Source organism: Pseudomonas sp. DL, from assembly GCF_047199225.1.
In the GTDB taxonomy this organism is placed as follows: domain Bacteria; phylum Pseudomonadota; class Gammaproteobacteria; order Pseudomonadales; family Pseudomonadaceae; genus Pseudomonas; species Pseudomonas aeruginosa.
Genome location: NZ_CP178323.1, coordinates 4,389,526 through 4,413,604 on the forward strand (window position 1 = coordinate 4,389,526; position 24,079 = coordinate 4,413,604).

Annotated in this window: 25 protein-coding genes; 4 read left to right on the forward strand and 21 right to left on the reverse strand. The window is 64.4% G+C overall.

The genetic code is table 11. The features are described from left to right. Positions 1–85: 85 nt before the first annotated feature. From ACI766_RS20350 to ACI766_RS20450, 21 genes are all read right to left on the reverse strand, one after another. Positions 86–1,159: an FkbM family methyltransferase gene (locus tag ACI766_RS20350; RefSeq protein ID WP_014603180.1), complete on the reverse strand. Its 1,074-nt coding sequence runs from the start codon at positions 1,157–1,159 to the stop codon at positions 86–88. 76 nt (positions 1,160–1,235) lie between these two features. Further along, positions 1,236–1,856 carry an acetyltransferase gene (locus ACI766_RS20355; RefSeq protein WP_003158207.1) on the reverse strand — a complete coding sequence of 207 codons (621 nt, stop codon included), beginning with the start codon at positions 1,854–1,856 and terminating at the stop codon, positions 1,236–1,238. Continuing rightward, the gene (locus tag ACI766_RS20360; protein ID WP_003158206.1) at positions 1,853–2,983 is read right to left on the reverse strand and encodes an aromatic ring-hydroxylating oxygenase subunit alpha; all 1,131 of its coding nucleotides are present in this window, start codon (positions 2,981–2,983) and stop codon (positions 1,853–1,855) included. Before ACI766_RS20360 ends, ACI766_RS20355 begins: the two co-directional genes overlap by 4 nt. Before the next feature lie 17 nt (positions 2,984–3,000). Beyond that, a complete protein-coding gene (locus ACI766_RS20365; RefSeq protein ID WP_003158205.1) occupies positions 3,001–3,633 on the reverse strand; it encodes an acetyltransferase in 633 nt (210 codons plus the stop codon). A 10-nt stretch (positions 3,634–3,643) separates the two neighbouring features. Continuing rightward, positions 3,644–4,411 (reverse strand): SDR family NAD(P)-dependent oxidoreductase, encoded by a 768-nt coding sequence (locus ACI766_RS20370; RefSeq protein ID WP_003120610.1) that lies wholly within the window; start codon positions 4,409–4,411, stop codon positions 3,644–3,646. A gap of 25 nt (positions 4,412–4,436) precedes the next feature. Beyond that, positions 4,437–5,477: a ketoacyl-ACP synthase III gene (locus ACI766_RS20375; protein ID WP_003086420.1), complete on the reverse strand. Its 1,041-nt coding sequence runs from the start codon at positions 5,475–5,477 to the stop codon at positions 4,437–4,439. Between the two features lie 2 nt (positions 5,478–5,479). Next, positions 5,480–5,704 (reverse strand): acyl carrier protein, encoded by a 225-nt coding sequence (locus ACI766_RS20380; protein WP_003086419.1) that lies wholly within the window; start codon positions 5,702–5,704, stop codon positions 5,480–5,482. A 54-nt stretch (positions 5,705–5,758) separates the two neighbouring features. After that, a complete protein-coding gene (locus ACI766_RS20385; protein WP_003123166.1) occupies positions 5,759–6,895 on the reverse strand; it encodes a DegT/DnrJ/EryC1/StrS family aminotransferase in 1,137 nt (378 codons plus the stop codon). A 288-nt stretch (positions 6,896–7,183) separates the two neighbouring features. Next, positions 7,184–8,485 (reverse strand): flagellar hook-associated protein FlgL, encoded by a 1,302-nt coding sequence (gene flgL, locus ACI766_RS20390; RefSeq protein WP_003086414.1) that lies wholly within the window; start codon positions 8,483–8,485, stop codon positions 7,184–7,186. Positions 8,486–8,523: 38 nt separating this feature from the next. Beyond that, on the reverse strand, positions 8,524–10,572 hold the full coding sequence (flgK, locus tag ACI766_RS20395) for a flagellar hook-associated protein FlgK (RefSeq protein WP_003158204.1): 2,049 nt from the start codon (positions 10,570–10,572) through the stop codon (positions 8,524–8,526). Positions 10,573–10,590: 18 nt separating this feature from the next. Further along, entirely contained in the window at positions 10,591–11,793 is a 1,203-nt protein-coding gene (gene flgJ, locus ACI766_RS20400) for a flagellar assembly peptidoglycan hydrolase FlgJ (protein WP_003082172.1), read from the reverse strand. 10 nt (positions 11,794–11,803) lie between these two features. Further along, a complete protein-coding gene (locus ACI766_RS20405) occupies positions 11,804–12,913 on the reverse strand; it encodes a flagellar basal body P-ring protein FlgI (protein WP_003082169.1) in 1,110 nt (369 codons plus the stop codon). Positions 12,914–12,924: 11 nt separating this feature from the next. Beyond that, complete coding sequence (flgH, locus tag ACI766_RS20410; protein WP_003082166.1) at positions 12,925–13,620, reverse strand: flagellar basal body L-ring protein FlgH; 696 nt, start codon at positions 13,618–13,620, stop codon at positions 12,925–12,927. A 45-nt stretch (positions 13,621–13,665) separates the two neighbouring features. Further along, the gene (gene flgG, locus ACI766_RS20415; RefSeq protein ID WP_003082164.1) at positions 13,666–14,451 is read right to left on the reverse strand and encodes a flagellar basal-body rod protein FlgG; all 786 of its coding nucleotides are present in this window, start codon (positions 14,449–14,451) and stop codon (positions 13,666–13,668) included. 46 nt (positions 14,452–14,497) lie between these two features. Continuing rightward, positions 14,498–15,247: a flagellar basal-body rod protein FlgF gene (gene flgF, locus ACI766_RS20420; protein WP_003082159.1), complete on the reverse strand. Its 750-nt coding sequence runs from the start codon at positions 15,245–15,247 to the stop codon at positions 14,498–14,500. Between the two features lie 217 nt (positions 15,248–15,464). Further along, positions 15,465–16,853 (reverse strand): flagellar hook protein FlgE, encoded by a 1,389-nt coding sequence (gene flgE, locus ACI766_RS20425; protein ID WP_003082154.1) that lies wholly within the window; start codon positions 16,851–16,853, stop codon positions 15,465–15,467. 27 nt (positions 16,854–16,880) lie between these two features. Next, positions 16,881–17,594 (reverse strand): flagellar hook assembly protein FlgD, encoded by a 714-nt coding sequence (gene flgD / locus ACI766_RS20430; RefSeq protein WP_003082153.1) that lies wholly within the window; start codon positions 17,592–17,594, stop codon positions 16,881–16,883. A gap of 12 nt (positions 17,595–17,606) precedes the next feature. Beyond that, complete coding sequence (flgC, locus tag ACI766_RS20435) at positions 17,607–18,047, reverse strand: flagellar basal body rod protein FlgC (protein ID WP_003082150.1); 441 nt, start codon at positions 18,045–18,047, stop codon at positions 17,607–17,609. A 5-nt stretch (positions 18,048–18,052) separates the two neighbouring features. Continuing rightward, the gene (gene flgB / locus ACI766_RS20440) at positions 18,053–18,460 is read right to left on the reverse strand and encodes a flagellar basal body rod protein FlgB (RefSeq protein WP_003120614.1); all 408 of its coding nucleotides are present in this window, start codon (positions 18,458–18,460) and stop codon (positions 18,053–18,055) included. Positions 18,461–18,712: 252 nt separating this feature from the next. Continuing rightward, positions 18,713–19,075 carry a DUF5064 family protein gene (locus ACI766_RS20445; protein WP_003082140.1) on the reverse strand — a complete coding sequence of 121 codons (363 nt, stop codon included), beginning with the start codon at positions 19,073–19,075 and terminating at the stop codon, positions 18,713–18,715. A gap of 66 nt (positions 19,076–19,141) precedes the next feature. Next, on the reverse strand, positions 19,142–19,459 hold the full coding sequence (locus ACI766_RS20450; protein ID WP_003086400.1) for a DUF2288 domain-containing protein: 318 nt from the start codon (positions 19,457–19,459) through the stop codon (positions 19,142–19,144). Between the two features lie 298 nt (positions 19,460–19,757). Here ACI766_RS20450 and ACI766_RS20455 point away from each other — a divergent pair, with 298 nt between their 5' ends. From ACI766_RS20455 to livG, 4 genes are all read left to right on the forward strand, one after another. After that, positions 19,758–20,879: a branched-chain amino acid ABC transporter substrate-binding protein gene (locus ACI766_RS20455; protein WP_003082136.1), complete on the forward strand. Its 1,122-nt coding sequence runs from the start codon at positions 19,758–19,760 to the stop codon at positions 20,877–20,879. A 260-nt stretch (positions 20,880–21,139) separates the two neighbouring features. Beyond that, positions 21,140–22,063, forward strand: coding sequence for a high-affinity branched-chain amino acid ABC transporter permease LivH (gene livH / locus ACI766_RS20460; protein ID WP_003086391.1), 924 nt, complete (start codon positions 21,140–21,142; stop codon positions 22,061–22,063). Continuing rightward, entirely contained in the window at positions 22,060–23,313 is a 1,254-nt protein-coding gene (locus ACI766_RS20465; protein ID WP_003082131.1) for a high-affinity branched-chain amino acid ABC transporter permease LivM, read from the forward strand. Before livH ends, ACI766_RS20465 begins: the two co-directional genes overlap by 4 nt. Further along, positions 23,310–24,077 carry a high-affinity branched-chain amino acid ABC transporter ATP-binding protein LivG gene (gene livG, locus ACI766_RS20470; RefSeq protein WP_003082125.1) on the forward strand — a complete coding sequence of 256 codons (768 nt, stop codon included), beginning with the start codon at positions 23,310–23,312 and terminating at the stop codon, positions 24,075–24,077. The genes ACI766_RS20465 and livG overlap by 4 nt, the downstream gene beginning before the upstream one ends. Positions 24,078–24,079 lie beyond the last annotated feature (2 nt).

Sequence of the window (24,079 nt, forward strand, 5' to 3'; positions counted from 1 at the left end):
CGACGACATTCATCCGCTGGAAGGTCATGTCTTACCCTCCGGGCCATGGAACGGAAGCCATAGGTGTCGATAGGGAGACGGCCTTTCATGCGGAATACTCCGGCCAGTCGACATACAGAATGGTGTCGTAGAAAAACATCGAATAGTGCCGTAGCCGCAACCGAGCCCCCGGGGCGATCTCATCGATCGCAGCGACAATCTCCAGCAGGTCCGCCACGTGGTGATAACAGGTAATGGCCATGCGCGGCCGGCATTCGCCGATCAGGCGCGCTGCGCCGCGGAGGACCCGCGCTTCGTGGCCCTCCACATCCATTTTGAGCAGGCTCATACGGTCCAGGACGTCGTCCAGGCGCACACAACGCACTTGAACCGCACCATCCGCCTGGACCCGACTGCCCATGGTGCCGTGCGCAGCGAACGCAAGATAGCCCTCATCGTCGGACACGGCCAGGTTGTGCAGCTTCAGCCTGGCATGTCCGTTTAGGGCCGCGTGCATGCGCTGGTAGTTCGCTGGGTCGGGCTCGAAGGCGTGGATCGAGGCGTATCGATGACGGGCTGCCAGCATGAATTTCTTCACCGTATCACCGTCGAAGGCGCCGATATCCACGTAGTGCTCGTCGGTTCGCAGGTCGATCGGATGTCCGGCGCCGCGGTATAGGGAAAAGTATTCCTGCTCTCCCGGACACACGACATCCAGCAGAGCGGAACGGTTTCCATCCAGGCGCAAGCGCATGATGGCATCCAGGGTCTTGCGGCTTGGCTCGTCGGCCAGACGCTCGCGCAGCGAGACGAACTCGGCATGATATTTCACGGCCAGCTCGCGAGTCAGCGCACCGGTCTGGTAGACCAGCGGAATATCCAGCAGATAGAGGAGTTCAGGTAAGTCGAGGGTGGCGCATTTCGCGGCGCTTGAGAGACGGTCCAGCGTCAGCCATGCAGACAGCGAATAGGCGCAGTTCACCGCCGGCCTCCCGGCATGACGGGGATCGCTCAGGTGAGCAGTGGGGATCACTTCGTCGAAGCCATCGACAGTAGTGCCTTCCCTGAAGAGCACATCATCGACGGCGACCAGGCGCACATCAGGCAGGCGCCTGGCCAGGCCGGACGCGATATGGGGTCGATAGATACGCCCGAGATAGGAGCTAGGCACCAGCAACATGAGATATCCACTCTGTTCGCAACGCGCTAGAAAATCCGCTTGTGCAATGCTGCCACCATCCACCATCGACCACCCCTCAATTGTTCAGGATGCGCGCCCCATCGGGCATGAGTTCATCGTAAAAGGAGTAATTGGGCAGCTCCCGGGGAAGCCTGCCCGGCAACAACCATTCGCAGTGTCGCCCCACCCGGGTGTCGGCGAGCGCGACGCTGCCCGCACCCAGCGTGCTGCCCTGGCCGATCTCCACTCGCCGTCCCAACTGCACGCCAGCGAGCAGCGTGCTACAGGTTCCGACCCGGCAGTCCTCCTCCACCAGGACCTGCAGCTCCAGCCAACTGCCAGTGCCGATGCGGGCACGACCGGCGAGCACGCAACCGGCGCCGACGAACACGTTGCCCAGCAGTCGCACGCCTTCGCCGACGATGGCCTGAGGCGAGACGATATCGAATAGCCGGTAGCCCGCCAGGCGGATGTCCGCGATGAGCTTGTGGCGGGCGTAGTTCACCGCCCGCTCGTCCAGCGCCACGAATACTTCGCTTTCCGCAGCGGGGTAGCGTTCGAGCAGAGGCGCAATATCGAAGTTGTGTCGATCCGCAGCATTCAGCTCCAGGACCCGGTGTTCCAGTCCCCGTTCCCGCGCGGTACTGTCCGCCCGTTCGAGCGCGCGCCCTTCCCCGACGATGATCGCTTGCTTCATGCCCTCTCCCCCAGTACCTGCGCGCGATACCACAGGTGCTGGCGCACCAACTGCACCTCGTAGTCGCCGTGCATGAACGGCGGCGAATGTGCACCCAGTCCCTCCTGGAGGCGTTCCAGGACCAGGGTGTCCTCGCCGATCACGTTACGCTCGCCGCGAATCAGGGTGCTCAGCAAAGCGCTGAAATCGGTCTTCGGATCCTTGCGCCGGGCAGTCATCATCCACAGGTGGTAGTCGGTCTCGCCGGGTGCCACCGGATCGTACTGCTGGAGCAGGAAGTGCTCGCCACGGACGCTGCAGAAGTTCACGTTCGGGTAGATGAACCAGTTGTAGTAGGCGTGCTCGTCGCCGTAGCCCTCGCAGAGGTCGGAGAACCAGCTCTTGTAGGGCTGGATCGGCGCCTTGGTGGGGAAGCTCAGCGAACGCAGCTCCGGCGTTTCGCCTTCCTGCAGCAGGCGCAGCACCTCGGACGGCACCGCAGCCTCGCGTGCCAAACCGCGCACCGGAGCGGTCATCACCGGGAGGAAGGTCTTCGGATGGACGAAAGGAACGTGGTTGTAGTCTTTCACGTTCTCCATGTTCAGCTTCCAGTTGTAGCGCACCTTGTGGCAGCTGTAGATCAGCCGCGTATCCAGGTGCGAGGAGACCTCCCGCAAGGTTTCCAGGAATCCATCATCGAACTGCTCGCGCAGCGGCAACGGGTCGTCCGCCAGGTTGACGAACAGCAGTTGCCCCACCTCTTCCAGGTGCAGCTTGCGCAAGCCGATCCGCGCCCGCTCCTCGGCGCTGAACTGGTACAGGCTGGAGTTCGGAATGCCCTGTAGCTGCCCCTCGGCACCGAACGACCAGGCATGGTACGGGCAGACCAGCGGTCGCTGGCCGGTGCATTCGGTCTGGATCGCCGACAGACGATGCGGACACTGGTTGAGAAAGGCCCGAATGCCGGACTCGGTACGCTGCACCACGACCGGCACGCCGGCGATCTTGCGGGTGAAGAACTGGTTGCGCTCGCGCACCATCGAACTGAAGCCGACGAAGATCCAGAGCCTGCCGAACAGCCTTTCGCGCTCCAGCGCGAGCGTCTGCGGCTCGGTGTAGTGCGCTGCGTCCAGCGCATGGCGAGTCATGTCCACATCCACAACCTTCACTTGCTGAAAATAACCCGGGCCGGATTGCCGACCACGGTCTGTCCGGCCGCCACGTCCTTGAACACCACCGCGCCCATGCCCACCACGGCGTCTTCGCCGATACTGACGTCGCGGGCGATCATCGCCCCGGAGTTGATCACCGCGCGATCGCCCACCTTCACGTAGCCAGCCAGCAGGCAGCGCGGGCCGATGTGTACATAGTCGCCGATGACCACGTCGTGGCCGAGCATGGTTTGCTGGTCGATGAAACCGTAGGCGCCGATACGGCAGTCCACGCCGCTGCTCACGTCGTAGCCGAAGAAGGTCGGGCCGTAGCTGGTCCGCACGCCAAGGGTGCAGCGGGTGCGGATAGCGACGAACTCGGCGCCCTTCGCCAGCAGGCATGCGACCTGCTTCTGGCGACTGAGCGGATCGCCGACCGCGGCGACGAACAGTTGGTCAGGCTCGGCGACGAAGCTCTCCGGATACCCGAGCCACGGATAGTAGAGCGACTCCGCGACCGCTTCGGGGCCGCGCTCGTCGAGAAACCCGCCGATCACCCAGTCGATGCCGTGACCGTAGTCGACCTGCAGCTGGGCCAACACCTGACGCCCCAACCCACCGGCGCCGAGGATGATGATCCTCTTCATTGCATCGTCCTCAACTGATGGTCAGGCCGCCGTCCATCACCAGGGTCGTGCCGGTCACCCAGCGGCTGGCATCGGAAAGCATGAAGATAGCGGCGTTGGCGATATCCTCGGGCTTGCCGAAGCCCAGCGGATAATTGTTGCGCTCGGTGTCCATGGAACCCACGACCTGGGCCGTAGCTTCCAGCAGCGGTGTTTCCACCAGCGCCGGCGACAGGCAATTGACCCGGATCCGCCGTTTCACCACTTCCATGGCCAGGCAGCGGGACATGGCGATCAGAGCGGCCTTGGTTCCCGAGTATGCGCCCACTCCGGCAACCCCGATGTGGGCGGCGATGGAAGCGATGAACAGGATCGAGCCGCCGGCCGCGATCAGGTTGCGCTTCAGCAGCGCCTGGGTAAGCAGCATCGGCGAGTCGACATTGATCGACTGAACCTCGCGCAGGTGCGCTTCGCTCATCATACGGACCGGACATAGACGGGAGATCCCCGCGCTATGCACTACCCCATGGATTTCGCCATCGAGCGCCGCGACCAAGGCGGCACGCTGCTCGGCGACCGTGAGATCGACCTGGATCGCCTGGTGCGACAAATCGGAAATCGCCTGCAACGCTTCCAGGCTGGCGCCCAGGCGCTGTGGGTCGCGACCGCTGACGATCAATTCGGCGCCCATCCGCGCGCAGCTCTGCGCGATGGCCAGGCCCAGGCCGGAACTGGCGCCGGTGACCAGGATGCGCCTGCCCGACAGGCTGAAGGGATTGAAGGAAGTCTCGTCGTTCACTTGGCTGATTCCGCGTTCAAGGCACTCAGGATTCGATCAGATCGGGGAACTTCGCCCCTTCGATATCCACCAGGCAGGTACCCCAGGACAGGCCGATACCGAAGCCGCAGAGCAACACGCGATTGCGGCCGGCCTCGAGTTCCCGGTTGATCCGCGCGGTCATGGTCACCGGCAGCGAGGCGCCGCTGGTGTTGCCGAAGTCGCGCAGGGTCGAAGGCACCTTCTCTACCGGCAGGCCGAGCTTCTTGCGGATGGTCTCGTTGATCATCCGGTTGGCCTGGTGGAAAACGAAGTAGTCCACTTCGTCCTTGCTCGCACCGGCATAGTCGAGCAGCTTTTCCACCGCCGGCGGTACGCGCTGGGTGGAGAAGCTGAGTACGGCGGTGCCGTCGAGCTGCAGGTCGATGGCACGGTGCCAATGGTCGTTCTCGTCCTCGCGGAACGGCATCAGGTGCTGCACGCCGACCGGTTCGCGATGGCCGCCCACCGGCAGGATGATGGCCTTGTAGCCGCTGCCGTCGCTGTTCAGGTCGAAGTGCATCGGCGGCGCGCCTTCGCAGAACTCCAGCGCCGTCGCGGTGCCCGCGTCGGAGAAGATCGGATCGTTGACACTGGCGCCGCGGTCGCCGACCAGCACAAGGCCCTTCTTCACCCCGCCGGCGGCAATCAGCGAACCCAGCAGGTTGAGGGCGAACGGATAGGCCGAGCAACCCAGGTTGACGTCGAAGGCCACGGTGGAATGCGGCAGCCCCAGGCGGTCCTGGAGGATGATCGCGGTAGCCGGCGCCAGGTAGTCGGGAGACTGGGTCACGACGATCAGCGCATCGACCTCCTCGCGCTTCCACTCCAGGCTTTCCAGCAGGCGCTCGGCGGCGTCGAAGGCCAGGTCGGAGAAGCACTGCCACTCCTGCGCCATGCGCCGCGTCTCGATGCCGATGTTGCGCACCAGGCGTTCGCGCTCGGCGCGCAACTGCGGCTTGCAGTCGGTCAGGTTGGAGATAACGCGCTTGGGGACGCAGGTCGCCATCCCGGCGAAACGGACGTTCTTCAGCGTGGAGGTGGCCATGGTCAGAGTCCGAGCATCTGGTAGAGGTCGCCCACCGTGCGAGCCTTGATCAGGTCTTCGCCGGTGATGGTCTTGCCGTATTCCATGTCGAACATGACGATGACCCCGAGCGCGGCCAGCGAGTCCCATTCCGGCAGGTCTTCGAGCTGGGTGTCCATGCTGACCTCGACGGGATTCTGGAAATCGGTGGCGGAAAGGAAGTCTTCGATGAATTTTGCTTGGCTCATTTATTGTCTACCTGAGTGAGGCGGTTGTTCATTCTGTTATCGGTCGCGACGGGCTCAACTTGATGCTCGCCGCCGCGGCATGGCGGCGGAAGCGATCAGGCCGGCGACGAACTCGACGTCTGCGGCGGCCAGCCCGGGATAGATCGGCAGGCACAGCACCCGCGAGGAAATCGACCGCGCCACCGGAAGATTGGCGGGCGCCGCCGAGGGCAGCGAATGGTACATGGGGAAGTCGCTGATGAGTGGGTAGAAGTAGCGCCGCACCAGCACATCCCTGTCGCGCAGGCGCTGGTACAGCTCGTCACGCGAAAGCGGAAAATCGACTTCCACCAGGATCGGGAAATAGGCGTTGTTGGCGAAGGTCTGGGTACCAGGCCGGAGGCACTGGATGCCAGGGACGCCGGCCAGCAGGCGCCGATAGCGCTCGGCGATCTCCCTGCGCTGCTCCAGGGCCTGGTCGACGTGCTTGAGTTGCAGCAGCCCGAAGGCAGCGCCGACCTCGTTGAGCTTGCCGTTGATGCCGGGCATGACCACCGTGACCTCGTCGACGAAGCCGAAATTCTTAAGGTGGTTGAGGCGTTGCCGGGTGTTTTCGTCCGAGCAGATGATCGCACCGCCCTCGAAGGTGTTGAACACCTTGGTGGCATGGAAGCTGAGGATGCTCAGGTCGCCGTGGCGCAGCACGCTGCCGCCGGCGTCGCGCACGGCGAAGGCATGCGCGGCATCGTAGATGACCTTCAGGTGGTGGATATCGGCGATCCGCTGGATCGCCTCGACATCGCAGGGGTTGCCGTAGCAATGCACCGGCAGGATCGCGGTGGTCTGCGGGGTGATCGCCGCCTCGATCCGCGACGGGTCGAGATTCATGGAGTCCTGATCGATGTCCACGAAGATCGGCTTGAGCCCGTTCCACAGCAGCGCGTGGCTGGTGGCGACGAAGGAGTACGGCGTGGTGATCACCTCGCCGGTCACCCGCAATGCCTGCAGCGCGGTGATGAGCGCCAGGGTGGCGTTGGCGAAGAGCACGATGTGCTTCACCCCCAGGTATTCGCACAGGGCCTCTTCCAACGCATGGTGCATGTCGCCCCCGTTGGTCAGGAAGCGGCTCTCCCAGATCTTTTCCAGGTAGGGGATGAACTCTTCCAGGGGCGGCAGCAGCGGGCTGGTGACCGGGATCGTCTTGTTGTTCATGTAGGGCCCTGATGAATGGATACTCAGGCGAGTAAAGGGCGAAAAACCCGAGCACGCCACTCTATGCAAGGCCCGTACCCAAAGAGCCTGATGCAGGTCAAAGCCCCTGGTCGCGCGGCCCCTGGCTGTTCCACAGGCGCTGCGGCGCGAATCGGCAGTCAAACTTCTGACAAATTCTCCCGTGTTTCCGTAGACCTTGCGGAACATACCCTCCAGCGACACAGGTCCAGTCCCTGCGAACGAAAAGGCCCATGACGGAGTCATGGGCCCTGTTTCACAGAGGGACTGTCACTTCAGGTAGTTGAACAGGCTCAACCCCTGGATCTTCACGTAGCTCTGCTGCGCGGCATCCATGATGGTGGACTGCAACGACAGCCGCGACAACGCCTCGGCGTAGTCCAGGTCCTGGATCTGCGACATCACCGACGCATTCACCAGCTTCACATCGTCGATGAAGGTCTCGGTGCTTTCCACGGTATTCAGGCGCGCGCCGATCTTGCCCTGGCCGCCATCCACGGCGGCAGCCACGGCGGAGAGGTTGGTCAGGGCCACCGCCGTCGCATCGCGGATGGCGTCGTTGCCGGCCTGGTTGTCGGTGGAGCTTTCCAGGGCCTTGCGCAGGTCCGACACCACGTTCAGCAGGCTGCGCTTCTCGCTGCCCGGCTTGTAGTTGACGTTGAACTCGTCGCCCGCCTTCGGCGTGCCGTCGATCGTCACGCTGACGCCGGCGTAGAGCACCTTGTCGATGGTCTTCGGGTCGTCGTCGATGGCGCCCTTGGACAATTGCCAGGCCGGCGGCGAATTCGGATCGTAGGTGGTCCAGTCATAGCCCGGAGGCAGGCTCTTCGGATCGTAGACCACATACTCCTTGTCGCTGACGAAGTGGATGTTGAAGCCGTCGGTTGCCGCAGGCGGATTGCTCGCCGGGAACTGGCTGTCGAAGGCCAGCTCGTCCTCGACCAGGCCGACCGAGATGCGACCGTCGCCGGTATTGCCAGCCGCCGCCTTGGTATCGAGACGAGCGGCATTGACGATGTCCTCGAACAGTACCTTGCCGCTGTCGCTGACCGGAATCCGCGTGCTGCTGGCGATCTGCACCTCGCGCTGGCTCTCGTCGCCCATGTAGCTGTAGGTGCCGTCCTCGTTGCGCACGAACGGCTGCACCGAGCCCTGGGACCCGGAAAACAGGTATTTGCCACTCGCGTCGCGGCTGTTGAGCAGGTTCAGCAACTCGTCCTCGCGCTGGCGCAACTCGCTGGCCAGCGACTTCTTGTCGTTGGAGTCCAGTGCGCCGTCGCCGGCCTGGCCGGCGATCTCACGGATGCGCTGGAGGACGTTGCCAACCGAACGGAGGATGGTTTCTTCCTGGCTCAGGCTGTTCTTCGCCTCGGTCATGCCGGTCTTGTACTGCTCGTTCAACCCCTGCTCCTGGTCCAGGCGCAACAGGCGTACCGAACCGACCGGGTCGTCCGCCGGTGTCAGGATGCGCTTGCCGGTGCTGATCTGCTCGAAGGTACGGTTCAGGTCCGCGTAGTTGCGGGAAATCCCGTTGACCGAGTTGTTGAAGGCCTGGATGGTGGAAATGCGCATGGTGGCGGTCTCGCTGGCTTAGGCCCCGTCGAGAGAACTCAACGGAACGCTCCAATCAGGGTATCGAACAGAGTGCGGGCAACTTGAATCACCTGGGCCGAGGCACCGTAGTACTGCTGGAACTGGATCAGGTTGGCCGCCTCTTCGTCGAGGCTCACCCCGGACAACGAATCGCGGCTGTCCTGGGCCTGCTTCAGCACCGTGGCGCTGGCCTCGCTACTGGCACGCACCTGGGCGGTCAGGGTGCCGACCCGCTCGACCAGGCCACCATAGGCCTCGTTATAGGTGGAACCGGTGTTGTCGGTGCCGCCGACGGTCGGCTTGGTCTGCAAGGCCAGCAGGTTGAGAGCGTTGCGGTTGTCGGAAATACCCTTGTCGTTGAAGCCCAGCTTGAAGCTGTCGGAGTTCTGCGGTACGCCGCTGAGCTCGAATTCGTAGCTGTATTTCTGCCCGCTCGGGTCGGTGAACGCCATGCGCACGGTATTGGTATTGCCGCTGGTCAGCGTCGGGCTGCCGGTCAGGGCGTTACCGTCCTTGTCGACGTAGCTCCAGCCGGCCGGCAACGGCGAGGACAGGGTATAGGTCTTGCCGTCGGCGCTGAGCGTCGCGCCCAGGCTGATCCCGTTGGGCCCGAACGCGCCCTGTAGCACAGTCGGATCCACCGGCGACGGACCGCTGGTGAGGGTCGGCGCGCCGATCTTGCCGGTGCCGCGGTTTTCGGTGGTCGACTCGGTACGCGCGGTACCGGCGAACGCCAGTTGCGAGGCATTCTTCAGCGTCGCCTCGATATCCGCCGCGCCACGCCGGGTCGGCTGCAGGGTGAAGCGGTCGCCGGCAGCCGGGAGCTGGTCGAGGGTCAGGTTGAAGCCCTGGTCGACGCCGTTGGCATCCTTGAACGAGAGGGTGTAGGGACCGGTACCGCTGACCGTGACCTGCATGCTTGCGTCGTCGCCCAGGCGCCGCGCGGTAAAACTGGTGCCGTCGAAGTCCAGGCGGAAATCGCTGGAATTCAGCTTGCTGGTATCGGTGATGTTCAGGTTGGCGTGGACATTACCGGTGTTGCCATTCTTCGCCAGGACCCGCAGCGCGGTGATGTCCGGATCGTTGATGTCGCCGAACAGGTTGGCGCCGGCCTTGCCGGCTAGGTCGAGGCCCTGCCCCAGCTGCTTGTTGATGGTATCGGCGAGGGTGATCGCCAACTGCCCGAGCTTGTTGTAGCTGCTGTCCAGGGCGCTGTTGCGGTAGGCCAGCAAGCCACCCATCTCGCCGCCGGACACCAGGCCGGTGACGTTCTGTATGGAGTTGCCGTTGCTCAGTTGCACCTGGTAGCGGGTAGGGTCATCCAGCCCGGGCACCACGCTCAGGGTCGACACGGTATTGCCCACCACCAGCGGCTGGCCGCTACCGATGAACAGGCTGACGCTGTTGTCGTCCTGGGTGACCGCGGTCACCCCGATCATCTCGGACAGCTTGCGCACGGCTTCGTCGCGCGCATCCATCAGGTCGTTGGGCACCGCGCCCGCCGACTTGGCCTTGGCGATGGCATCGTTGTAGCTGGCCACGCTCTGCGACAGATGGTTGACCTGCGAAGCCAGCGCGCCCAGTTGCTGGTTGATCAGGCTGTTCTGCTTGTCCAACTGGTCGTAGAGGGTATTGAAGGTCTTGCCCAGCCCCTCGGCCTGGGCAAGCACTGCCTCGCGCGCTTCGGTCGAGGAGGGATTGTTGGCGGCGGCCTGCAGTGCGGCGAAGAAGCGCTGCATGGCCGGGCTGACGCCGGTGGTGGTGTTGGACAACAGGCCGTCGAGCTGCTCGATCTGGCTACGGAATGCGCTCAACTCGCTGTTCTGGCTGGTGGCGTTGCGCAACTGGCCGGTGAGGAAGTCGCTGGCCAGGCGGCGCACGTCGACGATCTGGCTGCCCGAGCCCATGTAGCCGGCACCGCTGAACTGCGGGACCTGGGTCTGCTGGATGGCATCCTGGCGACTGTAGCCCGGCGTCTTGACGTTGGTGATGTTGTGCCCGGTGATGGTCAGCCAGGTCTGGCTGGTGCCGAGGCCGGACAGGCCTATCGAGAGTAGGTCGGACATGGGTCAGTTCCTCCTTGCTCAACCCAGAGGCGGCGTGCCGGCGGCGGCGACGGCCTGGTAGGTCTGCATCTGTCTGGCGATCTGCGCCACCTTGCGGGCGTACTGCGGATCGGTGGCGTAGCCGGCGCGCTGCAGTTCCTGCATGAAGCGCTCGGGGTTGGCGGCGCTGTCCAGGGCGTTCTGGTAGCGGTCGTTGCCCTGGAGGAAGCTGACGTAGTCGTGGAAGCTCTGCTCGAACGACGAGTAGGAGCGGAACGCCGCGACTTCCTTGACCGCCTTGCCGCCTTCGTATTCGGTGGTGAGAGCGCGCGCCGAGGCACCATCCCAGCGGCTGCCGGTCTTGATGCCGAACAGGTTGTGGCTGCTGCCGCCATCCTGCTGGCGGATGATCGATTTGCCCCAGCCGGTCTCCAGCGCGGCCTGGGCCACCAGGTAGCGGGCATCGACGCCGATCCGCTCGGCGGCCTTCTGGGCCATCGGCAGCATGGTGGCGATGAACTCGTCGGCCGAGGCGAACATCGACTTGCCCCTGGCCAGCGGCGGCTGGGCGATGCGCCGGCTGCCCTGGCTGTCGACGCCATCGGTGGAGAAACCGCGGCGGCTCGCCGCCGGGTAGCTCTGCGCCGGCAGGTAGCTGTCCTGGCCCAGGCTCTGCATCTGGCTGGCGGCCGGCGAGGCGGAGGGAACGATGCCGGCGAGCATGCGCTCGGTCAGCTTGCCCGGCAGCGCCAGGCGCCTCTGGTTGAGCAGCTTCGAGTCGTCGCGGCCGGCTTCCGGCATCGGCAGGGCCTTGCCGGCCTGCGCGCTGGGGTTGCTCGGCCAGCGACCGGCGCCGTTCTCGGCGACCCGGGCGAACGGGTTTTCGCCGTTGCCCCTGGAGCCTTGCTTCATCTTCGACAACTGGCGCACCAGCACGTCGGCCAGGCCGATGCCGCCGGCATTCTTCGACAGGCTCACCGACAGTTGCTGGTCGTACATGTCCTGGTACTGCTTGGTGGTCTGGCTGTTCATGAAATTGCCGTCGCCCAGCGCTTCGTTGGCCGAACGCATGGATTTGAGCATCTCGTTGAGGAACAGCGATTCGAATTCCTGGGCGACCTTGCGGATGTTCGCCTCGCCGTCGCGGTCCTTGCCGACCTTGAGCTGGTTGAGGCGGTTGAGATCGGTATAGGAGCCGCTGTCGGGGCCTGCGCCGATACCGCTGAGCAAACGGGAATCCATGGCGTCGTCCTCAGATCACGATCAAGTCGGCCTGCAACGCGCCGGCCTGCTTCAGGGCTTCGAGGATCGCCATCAGGTCGCTCGGCGCGGCGCCGACCTGGTTCACCGCGCGGACGATGTCGTCCAGGGTGGTGCCGGGACCGAACTTGAACATCGGCTTGGTCTCCTCCTCGGCGTTCACCCGCGAGCGTGGCACCACCGCAGTCTGGCCGTTGGAGAAGGCACCGGGCTGGCTGACGATCGGGTCCTCGGTGATGCTCACGGTCAGGCTGCCGTGGGTGACGGCGGCCGGCGATACCTTGACGTTCTGGCCGATGACGATGGTGCCGGTGCGCGAATTGATGATGACCTTGGCCACCGCCTCGCCCGGCTGCACGTCGAGGTTCTCCAGGATCGACAGGTAGTCGACCCGCTGGTTCGGGTCGAGCGGCGCGCTGACCCGCACCGAGCCGCCGTCCACCGCATGGGCGACGCCCGGACCGAGCAGTTCGTTGATGCGGTCGACGATGCGCTTGGCAGTGGTGAAGTCCGGGCGGTTGAGGTTCAGCGTCAGGCTGTTGCCCTGGTCGAAGCCGCTCGGCACCGCGCGTTCGACGGTGGCGCCGGCCGGGATACGTCCGGCGGACGGTACGTTGACGGTGATCTTCGAGCCGTCGCGGCCTTCGGCGTCGAAGCCGCCGACCACCAGGTTGCCCTGGGCGACCGCGTAGACCTGGCCGTCGATACCTTTCAGCGGAGTCATCAGCAGGCTGCCGCCGCGCAGGCTCTTGGCGTTGCCGATGGACGACACGGTGACGTCGATCGGCTGGCCCGGCTTGGCGAACGGCGGCAGGTCGGCATGCACCGATACCGCGGCGACGTTCTTCAACTGCACGTTGCCGACGTTGGCCGGCACCTTGATGCCGAACTGCGCCAGCATGTTGTTGAAGGTCTGCAGGGTGAACGGCGTCTGCGTGGTCTGGTCGCCGCTGCCGCTCAGGCCGACCACCAGGCCATAGCCGATCAACTGGTTGGTCCGCACGCCCTGGATGCTGGCGATATCCTTCAACCGCTCGGCCTGGGCCGCGCCGGCGGCCAGGAGCAGCGCGGCGAGGGCCAGCAGGTGCTTGAACTTGGTCATCGCGAGCGTCCTCAGAACGGCCACAGCGGGCTGAGGAAGAAGCGGTCCAGCCAGCCCGGCTGACTGGCATCGGCGAAGGCGCCGGTGCCGGAGTAGGTGATCCGGGCGTCGGCCACGCGGGTCGAGGACACGGTGTTGTCGGTGGCGATATCGTCGGCGCGGACCAGGCCGGCGATGCGCACCAGCTCGTTGCCGGTGTTCAGGGTCATCCACTTCTCGCCGCGCACGGAGAGGATGCCGTTGGGCAGCACCTCGGCCACGGTCACGGTGATCGAGCCGGTCAGGCTGTTGCTCTGCCCCGCCTGGCTATCGCCCTTGGCGTCGCGCGAGCCGCCGTATTCGGCGCTGAGGCTGAGGTCGCCGCCGCCGATCGGGTTGTTGGTGGTCATGCCGCTGCCGAACAGCGAGGTCAGCCCCATCTTGGTCTTGCTGTCCTTCTGGATATCGGAGTTGGCTTTCTTGCTCGCCTGGGTCTTCTCGTTGAGGGTGATGGTGATGATGTCGCCCACGCGGAAGGCCTTGCGGTCGTCGTAGAGGTTCTGCTCGAAGCCGGCCTGGTAGATCGCGCCGTTGTTCTGCGCGGCGGGCAGCGGGGTGCGCGGCAGCACCGGCGCGTAGTACGGATCGTTCGGCTTCGGCGGTGGATTGACGCAACCGCCCAGGGCGGTGGCGATGCCAAGCAGGGAGACGATCATCAGCCGGTTCATATCAAGCTACCTCGCGGCGTACAGCCAGGGCCCGGTCAGGGCCCGTCAAAGATTCTGGGTGACGAAGGACAACATCTGGTCGGCGGTGGAGATGACCTTGGAGTTCATCTCGTAGGCGCGCTGGGTGGTGATCATGTTCACCAGTTCCTCGACCACGTTGACGTTGGAGTTTTCCAGGGTGTTCTGGGCAACCGTGCCGAGGCCGTTGAGACCCGGCGTACCGACCTGGGGCGCGCCGCTGGAGCCGGTTTCCAGGAACAGGTTGTTGCCGATGGCCTGCAGGCCGGCCGGGTTGATGAAGTCGGCGGTCTGGATGTTGCCGATCACCTGCGGCTGGGCGTTGCCGGTGGTGGTCACCGAGACGGTGCCGTCCTGGCCGACGGTGAAGGTCTGGGTCTCGTTGGGCACCACGATCGCTGGCTCCAGGGCGAAGCCGTTGGAGGTGACGATCTGCCCGTCGGAGTTCAGGTGGAAGCTGCCGTCGCGGGTGTAGGACACGGTGCCGTCCGGCAGCAGGACCTGGAAGAAGCCGCGCCCGTTGACCGCCATGTCCAGCGGCTGCTCGGTGGTCTGCAGGCTGCCCGGGGTGAAGATCTTCTGGGTGCCGACGACGCGCACACCGGTACCCAGTTGCAGGCCCGAAGGCAGCTCGCTGTCCTGGGTCGACTGGCCGCCCGGCTGGCGCCGGATCTGGTACAGCAGGTCCTGGAACTCCGCGCGGTCGCGCTTGAAGCCGGTGGTGGATACGTTGGCCAGGTTGTTGGAAATGGTGGTCAGGTTCATGTCCTGGGCGGACAGACCGGTCTTGCTGACCCACAGTGCCGATAACATCGTCGTGCTCCTCGGGTGCCGGTTTTATGGCACCACGCTCAAGTGATTAGCTGATTTGCAAAACCCGCGCCATGGCCGCCGAATCGTCCTCGGCGGTGCGCATCATCTTCACGTGCAGCTCGAATTGACGGGACAGCGAGAGGATCGCGGTCATCTCTTCCACCGCGTTCACGTTGCTGCTTTCCAGGAAACCGGAGACCACCTTCACGTTGGCGTCGGCCAGCGGCGCCTGCTCGCCCGGCTGCGGCTTGTAGTGCAGCAGGCCGTCGGTACCCTTCTCCATCTGCTTCAGGTTCGGGTTGACCAGTTTGATCCGGTCCACCACGGCGACCACGTTGGGGTTCTCGCCAAGGGCGCGGATGCTGATGGTGCCGTCCTGGCCGATCTCCACCTTTTCCTCCGGCGGCACGGCGATCGGCCCACCGTTGCCGAGCACCGGCAAGCCGTCGCCGGTGCGCAGCATGCCGAGGGCGTCGATATGCATGCCGGCGGTACGCACGTAGGCCTCGCTGCCATCCGGCGCCTGGACCGCGACGAAGCCGTCGCCGTCGATGGCGATGTCCAGCTCGTTGCCGGTTTCCTGGAGGCTGCCATGGCTGAAATCGGTACCGGGCCGCTCGCTCATGGCGAATACCCGCGCCGGGAAGCTGTCGCCGAACACCTGCATCGAACGCGCCTGCTCGAAGTCGCGACGAAAGCCGCTGGTCGAGATGTTCGCCAGGTTGTTGGCATGAGCACGCATCGCCAGGGTGTTCTGGCTGGCCCCGCTCATGGAGACGTACAGCATCTTGTCCATCGAATCCTCCAGGCACCGGCACAATCCGCCGGGCTTTCTTGCAGGTTATCCAGCAAGCACCGTGCCAGAATTCGAAAAAACAATTAATACATTGATTTAAAAGGATTTTATAAAACAGAAAGCCTCCTTTCGGAGGCTTCGGGGGCAACCCCTGGCCAGGGGTTGCCGCTGGCGGCAAGGGCCTTGCCGGTGCCCGGACGGCACCGGCACGCCGTCATCAGCGCAGGTTGATGATGGTCTGGGTCACCGCATCCTCGGTCTGGATGGTCTTGGCATTGGCCTGGTAGTTGCGCTGGTGGACGATGAGGTTCACCAGTTCGTTGGAGATGTCCACGTTGGACGCTTCCAGCGCGCCGGATTGCAACGCCCCCAGGGTGCCCGAGCGCGGCGCGCCGACCGCCGGCTCGCCGGACTCCGAGGACTGCACCCAGGAGGTCTTGCCGATCGGCGTCAGGCCCTGGATGTTGGCGAAGTTGGCCAGCACCACCTGGCCCTGCACCTTGGACTGGCCGTTGGTGTAGCGGGCGAAGATCACCCCGGTGTCGTCGATTTCCAGGCCTGCCAGCTGACCGGTGGTGTAGCCGTCCTGGATCGGGTTGCTCTGGGCGAACGCGGTGGAGTACTGGGTGGTCTTGCGCATGTCGAAGGAGATGCCGCTGGCGGCACCGGTCGCGCCATTCCAGGCGTAGGTCGGCGGGGTCTTGCCGTCCGAGGCCGCCGGAATCCAGCCGGTGCCGGGAGTCGGCGGATTGCCGGTGGCCGGGCTGAACTGGATCACGTTGGTGGTCGCGTCGATGCTGAAGCCCGGCCCGCTGGTGCTGCCGTCCGGAGCCCGTACCGAGGTCATCTGGCCGCTGGCGTCGAAGGTGACGTTGAAGCTCATCGGCGTCTTGTTCGACGGGTCGAGCGGATTGACCCCGTCGATCAGCACTTTCATGGTCCAGCTGTTCTCCGGAATCGGCGGGGTCGCATTCGGATCCGGCTCGTTCTTGATGAAGAACTGGCTCATGGTGTGGGAGTTGCCCTGGCTGTCATAGATGCCCAGCGAAGAGGACGAGTTGTAGGTAGCGGCGTCGGACGGATCGAACGGCGTCACGGTCGGCGGCTTCAGCGTCGAGTTGAGGTTGTACGACTGCTGGATGCTCGAGGTGGCCTGCGGCGCCTGATTGGCGCGCTCGACCTTGAGGTCGGTGACCACGCCGTTCTGCAACTGGCCGTTCGGCCCGACGGCATAGCCCTGCAGGCGGTAGCCGTTGTTGTCGACGATGAAATCCTGCTTGTCGGTATTGAAGTAGCCGGCGCGGGTGTAGCTGATCGCCCCGTTGTTGCTGGTGACGAAGAAGCCGTTGCCGTTGATGGCCAGGTCCAGCACGCTGTTGGTCGAGTCGATGTTGCCCTGCTTGAACATCTGCGAGACGTCCGAGAGCAGCACGCCGCTGCCCTGCGGGTTGCTGCCCGAACCCAGCACCGAGGCGGCGTAGACGTCGGCGAACTCCGCGCGGGATTGCTTGAAGCCTACGGTGCCGGCGTTGGCGATGTTGTTGCCGGTGACGTTCAGGCCGCTGGAGGCCGCCTGGATGCCGCTCAGGCCGATGTTGAAACTCATGGATAGCTCCTTGCCGGAAACGCCGGCTTACTGGCCGATGATCTGTACTTTGGACAGCGCGATGCTGCCCAGGCCTGCGAGGTTGAGCATCAGCTCGCCGCCGTTCTGCCCCAGGGTGACGCTGTCGACGTTGGCCGGCAGGTAGGTCTGGAGCCCGTAGGTCTTGCCGTCGATCGAGGTCTGCGCCTCGAACTTGTAGGTGCCCGGCGGCATGATGTTGCCGCTGCTGTCCTTGCCGTCCCACATGAAGCTGACGCTGCCGGCAGCCTGCTGGCCGAGGTTGATGCGATTGACCACGGTGCCCTTGTCGTCGTAGACGTTGACCCATACGTTGCTGCTGGAGACCGGCAGGTTGAGGGACGCCTTGAAGGTGTCCTTGGTGTCCACCACCGACTTGTCGGTCGCCACGATGACCTTGCGCCCCACCAGCGACGAGGCTTGCAGGGCCTGCGACGACTGGTAGTTGGAGAGAATGCTCTCCATGCTCTTGTTCAGCGACTGCACGCCTTCCACGGTGCTGAACTGGGCCAGTTGGGCGATGAACTCGCCGTTCTGCTGCGGCGACATCGGGTCCTGGTTCTTCAACTGGGCCACCAGCAGCTTGAGGAATTCGTCCTTGCCAAGGTTGCTGCTGCCCTTGACGCTCTGCCCGGTCTCGGTGGCGCCGCTGCCGGCGGCACGCTTGCTGCCGTTGACGTTGCCGGTGTTGCTGCTGGTGCCGCTGACGTTATCGATGCTCATGCTCTACTCCGCTCACTGACCCAGGGTCAGGACCTTCTGCATCATCTGTTTGGCGGTATTCATCATTTCCGCGTTGGTCTGGAAGGCACGGCTGGCGGAAATCATGTCGGCCATTTCCTCGACCACGTTCACATTGGGGTAATACACGTAGCCGTTGGCATCCGCGGCCGGATGGTTCGGCTCGTAGCGCGGCATCAGCGAACTCTGGTCCTCGACGATGCCCAGCACCTGCACGCCGGCGCCGGAGCTGTCCTGGTCGGCGAACAGCGAGCCGCTGTCGCCCTGGGCCTGCTGGAACATGGTGGAGAACACCGGATGGCGGGCGCGGTAGGTCTTGTCGACGCTGGAGGAAACCGTCTCGGCGTTGGCGATGTTGCTGGCCACGGTGTTCAGGCGGGTGCTCTGGGCGCTCATGCCGCTACCGGCAATGTTGAAGACACTGGCGAGGGACATGGCGGTTACTCTCCACGCAGGGCGCTGACCAGCCCTTTGAATTTGCTGTTGAGGAAGGTGAAGGACGCCTGGAAGTGCATGGCGTTCTCGGCGTAGTTGGCCTGCTCGATCTGGGCGTCGACAGTGTTCTGGTCGATCGACGGCTGGACCGGGATGCGGTACTGCAGGCTGCCCTCGCCCATGCCGAAACCTTCGGCGGCGATATGCCGCTCGTTGGTGGTGCGGATGGCGAAGGTACCCTTGGCGGCCTTGTCCTTCTGCTCGGCGAGAACCGCGGCGAAGTCCAGGTCGCGAGCCTTGTAGTTCGGGGTATCGGCGTTGGCCAGGTTGTTGGCCAGCACTTCGGCGCGCTGGGCGCGGAAGCTGAGGGCCTGCTGGTGGATACCGAGTGCTCTGTCGAAACTGATGCTCATGGCTGCGAACCTGTTTGCCGGTGTGGCTTTCGTCGCCAACACTTCAGCAAGGCCCGTGCCAAATTATTAAAAACCTTTATATTCAATAACTTGAGTTTATTTAAGAGCAACCCGGAAGCGGCAAGCGGCAAGCCGTTTCCGCTTGCCGGCAAGGGTGGCAAGCCCCTGGAACGGCCTCTCCGGCAAACGAAAAAAGGCCCGATATCGTCGATATCGGGCCTTTCCCATGCTTCCGGCCGCCGGGGACACGGCTCACTCGTGGCGAATGATCCGCTCGAGATCCACCGGTTCGCCGGGATGGGCATGCAGCTTGGCGCGAATATCCTCGAACATCGCATCGTATTCCTTGTGCACCCGGGTGATCGCGCCGAACTTCGGGTGCAGGCCGTGCTTCTGGGCGACCCGCGTGGCATCGCTGGCGAAGTTGAAGGCGGTATCGCGCGGCAGCTCGAAGGAGTCGCTGAACGGCTTGCCGTCGATCTCGCCGTCCATGTCGAAGTGCACATAGGCGCCGGATTCGGCGTTCTGCCGCACCTCGTAGCGGATATGGATATTGATGTCCTGCTGGTCGAGGCCGGGCAGGCTGACCAGATGGAGGTGGCCTGGTTCGAACATGACGAATCTCCTGGTGGGAATCGGAATCAGTCTAGCCAGGGTCGAGCGAAAGAAAACCGCCCTGGATCAGTGCAACGTCGCTTTTTCCGCGCGTTCCTGAATGACCACCCAGGGCGCCACCACCACCGCCCAGAGGGTCGGGTCGCGTTCGAGGAAGTCCTTGGCCGCATCCTCCCCGACCTTGCTCAGGCCGCCGCCGGAAAGCCAGGCGGCGACCTTCTCGCGGTCGTCCCCGGCCAGGGCCTCGGCGACTTCCACCAGGTCCAGCGCGGCATCGACCTGGAGCAAGGCGCCACGGGCGAAAAACGGTTGCAGCTCGGCCCAGGAAATGACCGCGGTCTCGCCGAGCAGCTTGGCATAGAGGGTGCTAGTTTGTTCTGTCATGGGATCTACCTGGATTGCATGGGCGCCATGATAACGCCCGCCGGTAGCCCACGACAGCCGAAGGGAAACCGGGCCCAGGGAGGTGAGGCAGGTCCGCGCCGTTTTTCTATACGTTTATGTCAACCAGGCGACACGACTCACGGGAGCTCGCCGTGCCGTGCTTTTCAAGCGACGAAGCGCCGCTCTACACTGTACCGGTACAGTTCCCGGGGTCCGTCCATGACGATCACCCGGTCTCCTCCGGCCCCCGCGGCCGCGAGACTACAACAATGACAACACACAAGAAGAGTGGAGCACTATGAAGAAGGGTACTCAGCGTCTATCCCGCCTGTTCGCCGCGATGGCCATTGCCGGGTTCGCCAGCTACTCCATGGCCGCCGACACCATCAAGATCGCCCTGGCTGGCCCGGTCACCGGTCCGGTAGCCCAGTACGGCGACATGCAGCGCGCCGGTGCGCTGATGGCAATCGAACAGATCAACAAGGCAGGCGGCGTGAACGGCGCGCAACTCGAAGGCGTGATCTACGACGACGCCTGCGATCCCAAGCAGGCCGTGGCGGTCGCCAACAAGGTGGTCAACGACGGCGTCAAGTTCGTGGTCGGCCATGTCTGCTCCAGCTCCACCCAACCCGCCACCGACATCTACGAAGACGAAGGCGTGCTGATGATCACCCCGTCGGCCACCGCCCCGGAAATCACCTCGCGCGGCTACAAGCTGATCTTCCGCACCATCGGCCTGGACAACATGCAGGGCCCGGTGGCCGGCAAGTTCATCGCCGAACGCTACAAGGACAAGACCATCGCGGTACTGCACGACAAGCAGCAGTACGGCGAAGGCATCGCCACCGAGGTGAAGAAGACCGTGGAAGACGCCGGCATCAAGGTTGCCGTCTTCGAAGGCCTGAACGCCGGCGACAAGGACTTCAACGCGCTGATCAGCAAGCTGAAGAAAGCCGGCGTGCAGTTCGTCTACTTCGGCGGCTACCACCCAGAAATGGGCCTGCTGCTGCGCCAGGCCAAGCAGGCCGGGCTGGACGCGCGCTTCATGGGCCCGGAAGGGGTCGGCAACAGCGAAATCACCGCGATCGCCGGCGACGCTTCGGAAGGCATGCTGGCGACCCTGCCGCGCGCCTTCGAGCAGGATCCGAAGAACAAGGCCCTGATCGACGCCTTCAAGGCGAAGAACCAGGATCCGAGCGGCATCTTCGTCCTGCCCGCCTACTCCGCGGTCACAGTGATCGCCAAGGGCATCGAGAAAGCCGGCGAGGCCGATCCGGAGAAGGTCGCCGAGGCCCTGCGCGCCAACACCTTCGAGACTCCCACCGGGAACCTCGGGTTCGACGAGAAGGGCGACCTGAAGAACTTCGACTTCACCGTCTACGAGTGGCACAAGGACGCCACCCGGACCGAGGTCAAGTAAGCATCGTTGCAGTACGGAGCCCACGTCACCCACCGTGGGCTTTGTTTTAGTACCCGCATGATTCCGCGAGCGGCGGCCCGGCAAGGGCAGGCGAAGACCGGCAGCGTTCACTCCTGGTGGACGGGAGCGCGGCTTTCCCCTGCCTCCCGCCGGCCCGCCGCGCGCCGGATCGTGACGGGTCTCAGCAGCGTTCCGGCCCCACACCCGCGAGCCGAACGTCTACCTGCCGTACAACGGCGGGCGTTTAGCGAGAGAGTCCCATGCCCGAGATTTATCATTACCTACAACAATTGGTTAACGGCCTGACCGTCGGCAGCACCTATGCGCTGATCGCGATCGGCTACACCATGGTCTACGGCATCATCGGCATGATCAACTTCGCCCACGGCGAGGTGTACATGATCGGCTCGTACATCGCCTTCATCGCCATCACCCTGCTGGCGATGATGGGGCTGGACAGCGTTCCGCTGATGATGCTCGCCGCATTCGCCGCCAGCATCATCGTCACCAGTGCCTTCGGCTACAGCATCGAGCGGGTCGCCTACCGCCCGTTGCGCGGCGGCAACCGCCTGATCCCGCTGATCTCCGCGATCGGCATGTCGATCTTCCTGCAGAACGCCGTGATGCTCTCGCAGGACTCCAAGGAAAAGGCCATCCCGACCCTGCTGCCCGGCAACTTCGTGTTCGGCGAAAGCAGCATGAACGGCGTGGTGATCTCCTATATGCAGATCCTGATCTTCGTCGTCACCTTCCTGGTGATGTTCGGCCTCACCCTGTTCATCTCCCGCTCCCGCCTGGGCCGCGCCTGCCGCGCCTGCGCCGAGGACCTGAAGATGACCAACCTGCTGGGTATCAACAGCAACAACATCATCGCCCTCACCTTCGTCATCGGCGCCGCCCTGGCCGCCGTCGCCGCGGTGCTGCTGGGCATGCAGTACGGCGTGATCAACCCCGGGATCGGCTTCCTCGCCGGGATCAAGGCGTTCACCGCCGCGGTGCTCGGCGGCATCGGTAGCATCCCCGGCGCCATGCTCGGCGGCCTGCTGCTGGGCGTCGCCGAAGCCTTCGGCGCCGACGTGTTCGGCGACCAGTACAAGGACGTGGTGGCCTTCGGCCTGCTGATCCTGGTGCTGCTGTTCCGACCTACCGGCATCCTCGGTCGTCCGGAGGTGGAAAAAGTATGAGCCAGTCCCTCAAGCGCGCGCTGTTCAGCGCCCTCCTCGTGATCCTGGTGTCCTATCCGATCCTAGGCCTGAAGCTGCGCACCGTCGGCATCAAGCTCGAGGTCCTCGGCGCCGATGCGCAGACCCTCTGGACCATCGCCGCGGCCGCCCTGGCCATGTTCGTCTGGCAGCTGTTCCGCGACCGCATCCCGCTCAAGCTGGGTCGCGGCGTCGGCTACAAGGTCAACGGCAGCGGCCTGAAGAACTTCCTCAGCCTGCCATCGACCCAGCGCTGGGCGGTCCTCGCCCTGGTCGTGGTGGCTTTCGTCTGGCCGTTCTTCGCCTCGCGCGGGGCGGTGGACATCGCCACCCTGATCCTGATCTACGTGATGCTCGGCATCGGCCTGAACATCGTGGTCGGCCTGGCCGGCCTGCTCGATCTCGGCTACGTCGGCTTCTACGCGGTAGGTGCCTACACCTACGCGCTGCTCGCCGAGTACGCCGGGTTCGGCTTCTGGACCGCCCTGCCGATCGCCGGGATGATGGCCGCGCTGTTCGGCTTCCTCCTCGGCTTCCCGGTGCTGCGCCTGCGCGGCGACTACCTGGCGATCGTGACCCTCGGCTTCGGCGAGATCATCCGCATCCTGCTGCGCAACATGACCGAGATCACCGGCGGCCCCAACGGCATCGGCTCGATCCCCAAGCCGACCCTGTTCGGCCTGACCTTCGAACGCCGCGCGCCGGAAGGCATGCAGACCTTCCACGAGTTCTTCGGCATCGCCTACAACACCAACTACAAGGTCATCCTGCTCTACGTGGTGGCCCTGCTGCTGGTGCTGCTGGCCCTGTTCGTGATCAACCGGCTGATGCGCATGCCGATCGGTCGCGCCTGGGAAGCGCTGCGCGAGGACGAAGTGGCCTGCCGCGCTCTCGGTCTCAACCCGACCATCGTCAAGCTCTCCGCCTTCACCATCGGCGCCAGCTTCGCCGGTTTCGCCGGCAGCTTCTTCGCCGCCCGCCAGGGCCTGGTGACGCCTGAGTCCTTCACCTTCATCGAGTCGGCGATGATCCTTGCGATCGTCGTACTCGGCGGCATGGGTTCGCAGCTCGGCGTGATCCTCGCCGCGGTGGTGATGGTGCTGCTCCAGGAAATGCGCGGGTTCAACGAATACCGCATGTTGATCTTCGGCCTGACCATGATCGTGATGATGATCTGGCGTCCCCAGGGACTGCTGCCGATGCAACGCCCGCACCTGGAGCTGAAGCCATGAGCCGACCGATTCTCGAAGTGAGCGGCCTGACCATGCGCTTCGGCGGCCTGCTGGCCGTCAACGGCGTCAACCTGAAGGTCGAGGAAAAGCAGGTGGTCTCGATGATCGGCCCGAACGGCGCCGGCAAGACCACCGTGTTCAACTGCCTGACCGGCTTCTACCAGCCCACCGGCGGCCTGATCCGCCTCGACGGCGAGGAGATCCAGGGCCTGCCCGGTCACAAGATCGCTCGCAAGGGCGTGGTGCGGACCTTCCAGAACGTCCGCCTGTTCAAGGAAATGACCGCGGTGGAGAACCTGCTGGTCGCCCAGCACCGCCACCTCAACACCAACTTCCTCGCCGGCCTGTTCAAGACCCCGGCATTCCGCCGCAGCGAGCGCGAGGCCATGGAGTACGCCGCGCACTGGCTGGAGGAAGTCAACCTTACCGAGTTCGCCAACCGCAGCGCCGGCACCCTCGCCTATGGCCAGCAGCGACGCCTGGAGATCGCCCGCTGCATGATGACCCGCCCGCGGATCCTCATGCTCGACGAGCCGGCCGCCGGCCTCAACCCGAAGGAGACCGACGACCTCAAGGCGCTGATCGCCAAGCTGCGCAGCGAGCACAACGTGACGGTATTGCTGATCGAGCACGACATGAAGCTGGTGATGAGCATTTCCGACCATATCGTGGTGATCAACCAGGGCGCCCCCCTGGCCGACGGGACGCCGGAGCAGATCCGCGACAACCCGGACGTGATCAAGGCTTATCTGGGGGAAGCGTGAGC

What these genes read in the sequence shown, in the direction of transcription:
- flgB (WP_003120614.1), bottom strand. Translation starts at nt 18,460, where the DNA reads ATGAGCATCAGTTTCGACAGAGCACTCGGTATCCACCAGCAGGCCCTC.
- flgF (WP_003082159.1), bottom strand. Translation starts at nt 15,247, where the DNA reads ATGGACAAGATGCTGTACGTCTCCATGAGCGGGGCCAGCCAGAACACC.
- ACI766_RS20360 (WP_003158206.1), bottom strand. Translation starts at nt 2,983, where the DNA reads ATGACTCGCCATGCGCTGGACGCAGCGCACTACACCGAGCCGCAGACG.
- flgG (WP_003082164.1), bottom strand. Translation starts at nt 14,451, where the DNA reads ATGTTATCGGCACTGTGGGTCAGCAAGACCGGTCTGTCCGCCCAGGAC.
- ACI766_RS20355 (WP_003158207.1), bottom strand. Translation starts at nt 1,856, where the DNA reads ATGAAGCAAGCGATCATCGTCGGGGAAGGGCGCGCGCTCGAACGGGCG.
- flgH (WP_003082166.1), bottom strand. Translation starts at nt 13,620, where the DNA reads ATGAACCGGCTGATGATCGTCTCCCTGCTTGGCATCGCCACCGCCCTG.
- ACI766_RS20385 (WP_003123166.1), bottom strand. Translation starts at nt 6,895, where the DNA reads ATGAACAACAAGACGATCCCGGTCACCAGCCCGCTGCTGCCGCCCCTG.
- livG (WP_003082125.1), top strand. Translation starts at nt 23,310, where the DNA reads ATGAGCCGACCGATTCTCGAAGTGAGCGGCCTGACCATGCGCTTCGGC.
- ACI766_RS20405 (WP_003082169.1), bottom strand. Translation starts at nt 12,913, where the DNA reads ATGACCAAGTTCAAGCACCTGCTGGCCCTCGCCGCGCTGCTCCTGGCC.
- ACI766_RS20380 (WP_003086419.1), bottom strand. Translation starts at nt 5,704, where the DNA reads ATGAGCCAAGCAAAATTCATCGAAGACTTCCTTTCCGCCACCGATTTC.
- ACI766_RS20465 (WP_003082131.1), top strand. Translation starts at nt 22,060, where the DNA reads ATGAGCCAGTCCCTCAAGCGCGCGCTGTTCAGCGCCCTCCTCGTGATC.
- ACI766_RS20350 (WP_014603180.1), bottom strand. Translation starts at nt 1,159, where the DNA reads ATGTTGCTGGTGCCTAGCTCCTATCTCGGGCGTATCTATCGACCCCAT.
- ACI766_RS20455 (WP_003082136.1), top strand. Translation starts at nt 19,758, where the DNA reads ATGAAGAAGGGTACTCAGCGTCTATCCCGCCTGTTCGCCGCGATGGCC.
- flgD (WP_003082153.1), bottom strand. Translation starts at nt 17,594, where the DNA reads ATGAGCATCGATAACGTCAGCGGCACCAGCAGCAACACCGGCAACGTC.
- flgE (WP_003082154.1), bottom strand. Translation starts at nt 16,853, where the DNA reads ATGAGTTTCAACATCGGCCTGAGCGGCATCCAGGCGGCCTCCAGCGGC.
- flgK (WP_003158204.1), bottom strand. Translation starts at nt 10,572, where the DNA reads ATGTCCGACCTACTCTCGATAGGCCTGTCCGGCCTCGGCACCAGCCAG.
- flgC (WP_003082150.1), bottom strand. Translation starts at nt 18,047, where the DNA reads ATGTCCCTCGCCAGTGTCTTCAACATTGCCGGTAGCGGCATGAGCGCC.
- ACI766_RS20365 (WP_003158205.1), bottom strand. Translation starts at nt 3,633, where the DNA reads ATGAAGAGGATCATCATCCTCGGCGCCGGTGGGTTGGGGCGTCAGGTG.
- ACI766_RS20445 (WP_003082140.1), bottom strand. Translation starts at nt 19,075, where the DNA reads ATGTTCGAACCAGGCCACCTCCATCTGGTCAGCCTGCCCGGCCTCGAC.
- livH (WP_003086391.1), top strand. Translation starts at nt 21,140, where the DNA reads ATGCCCGAGATTTATCATTACCTACAACAATTGGTTAACGGCCTGACC.
- ACI766_RS20450 (WP_003086400.1), bottom strand. Translation starts at nt 19,459, where the DNA reads ATGACAGAACAAACTAGCACCCTCTATGCCAAGCTGCTCGGCGAGACC.
- flgL (WP_003086414.1), bottom strand. Translation starts at nt 8,485, where the DNA reads ATGCGCATTTCCACCATCCAGGCCTTCAACAACTCGGTCAACGGGATT.
- ACI766_RS20375 (WP_003086420.1), bottom strand. Translation starts at nt 5,477, where the DNA reads ATGGCCACCTCCACGCTGAAGAACGTCCGTTTCGCCGGGATGGCGACC.
- flgJ (WP_003082172.1), bottom strand. Translation starts at nt 11,793, where the DNA reads ATGGATTCCCGTTTGCTCAGCGGTATCGGCGCAGGCCCCGACAGCGGC.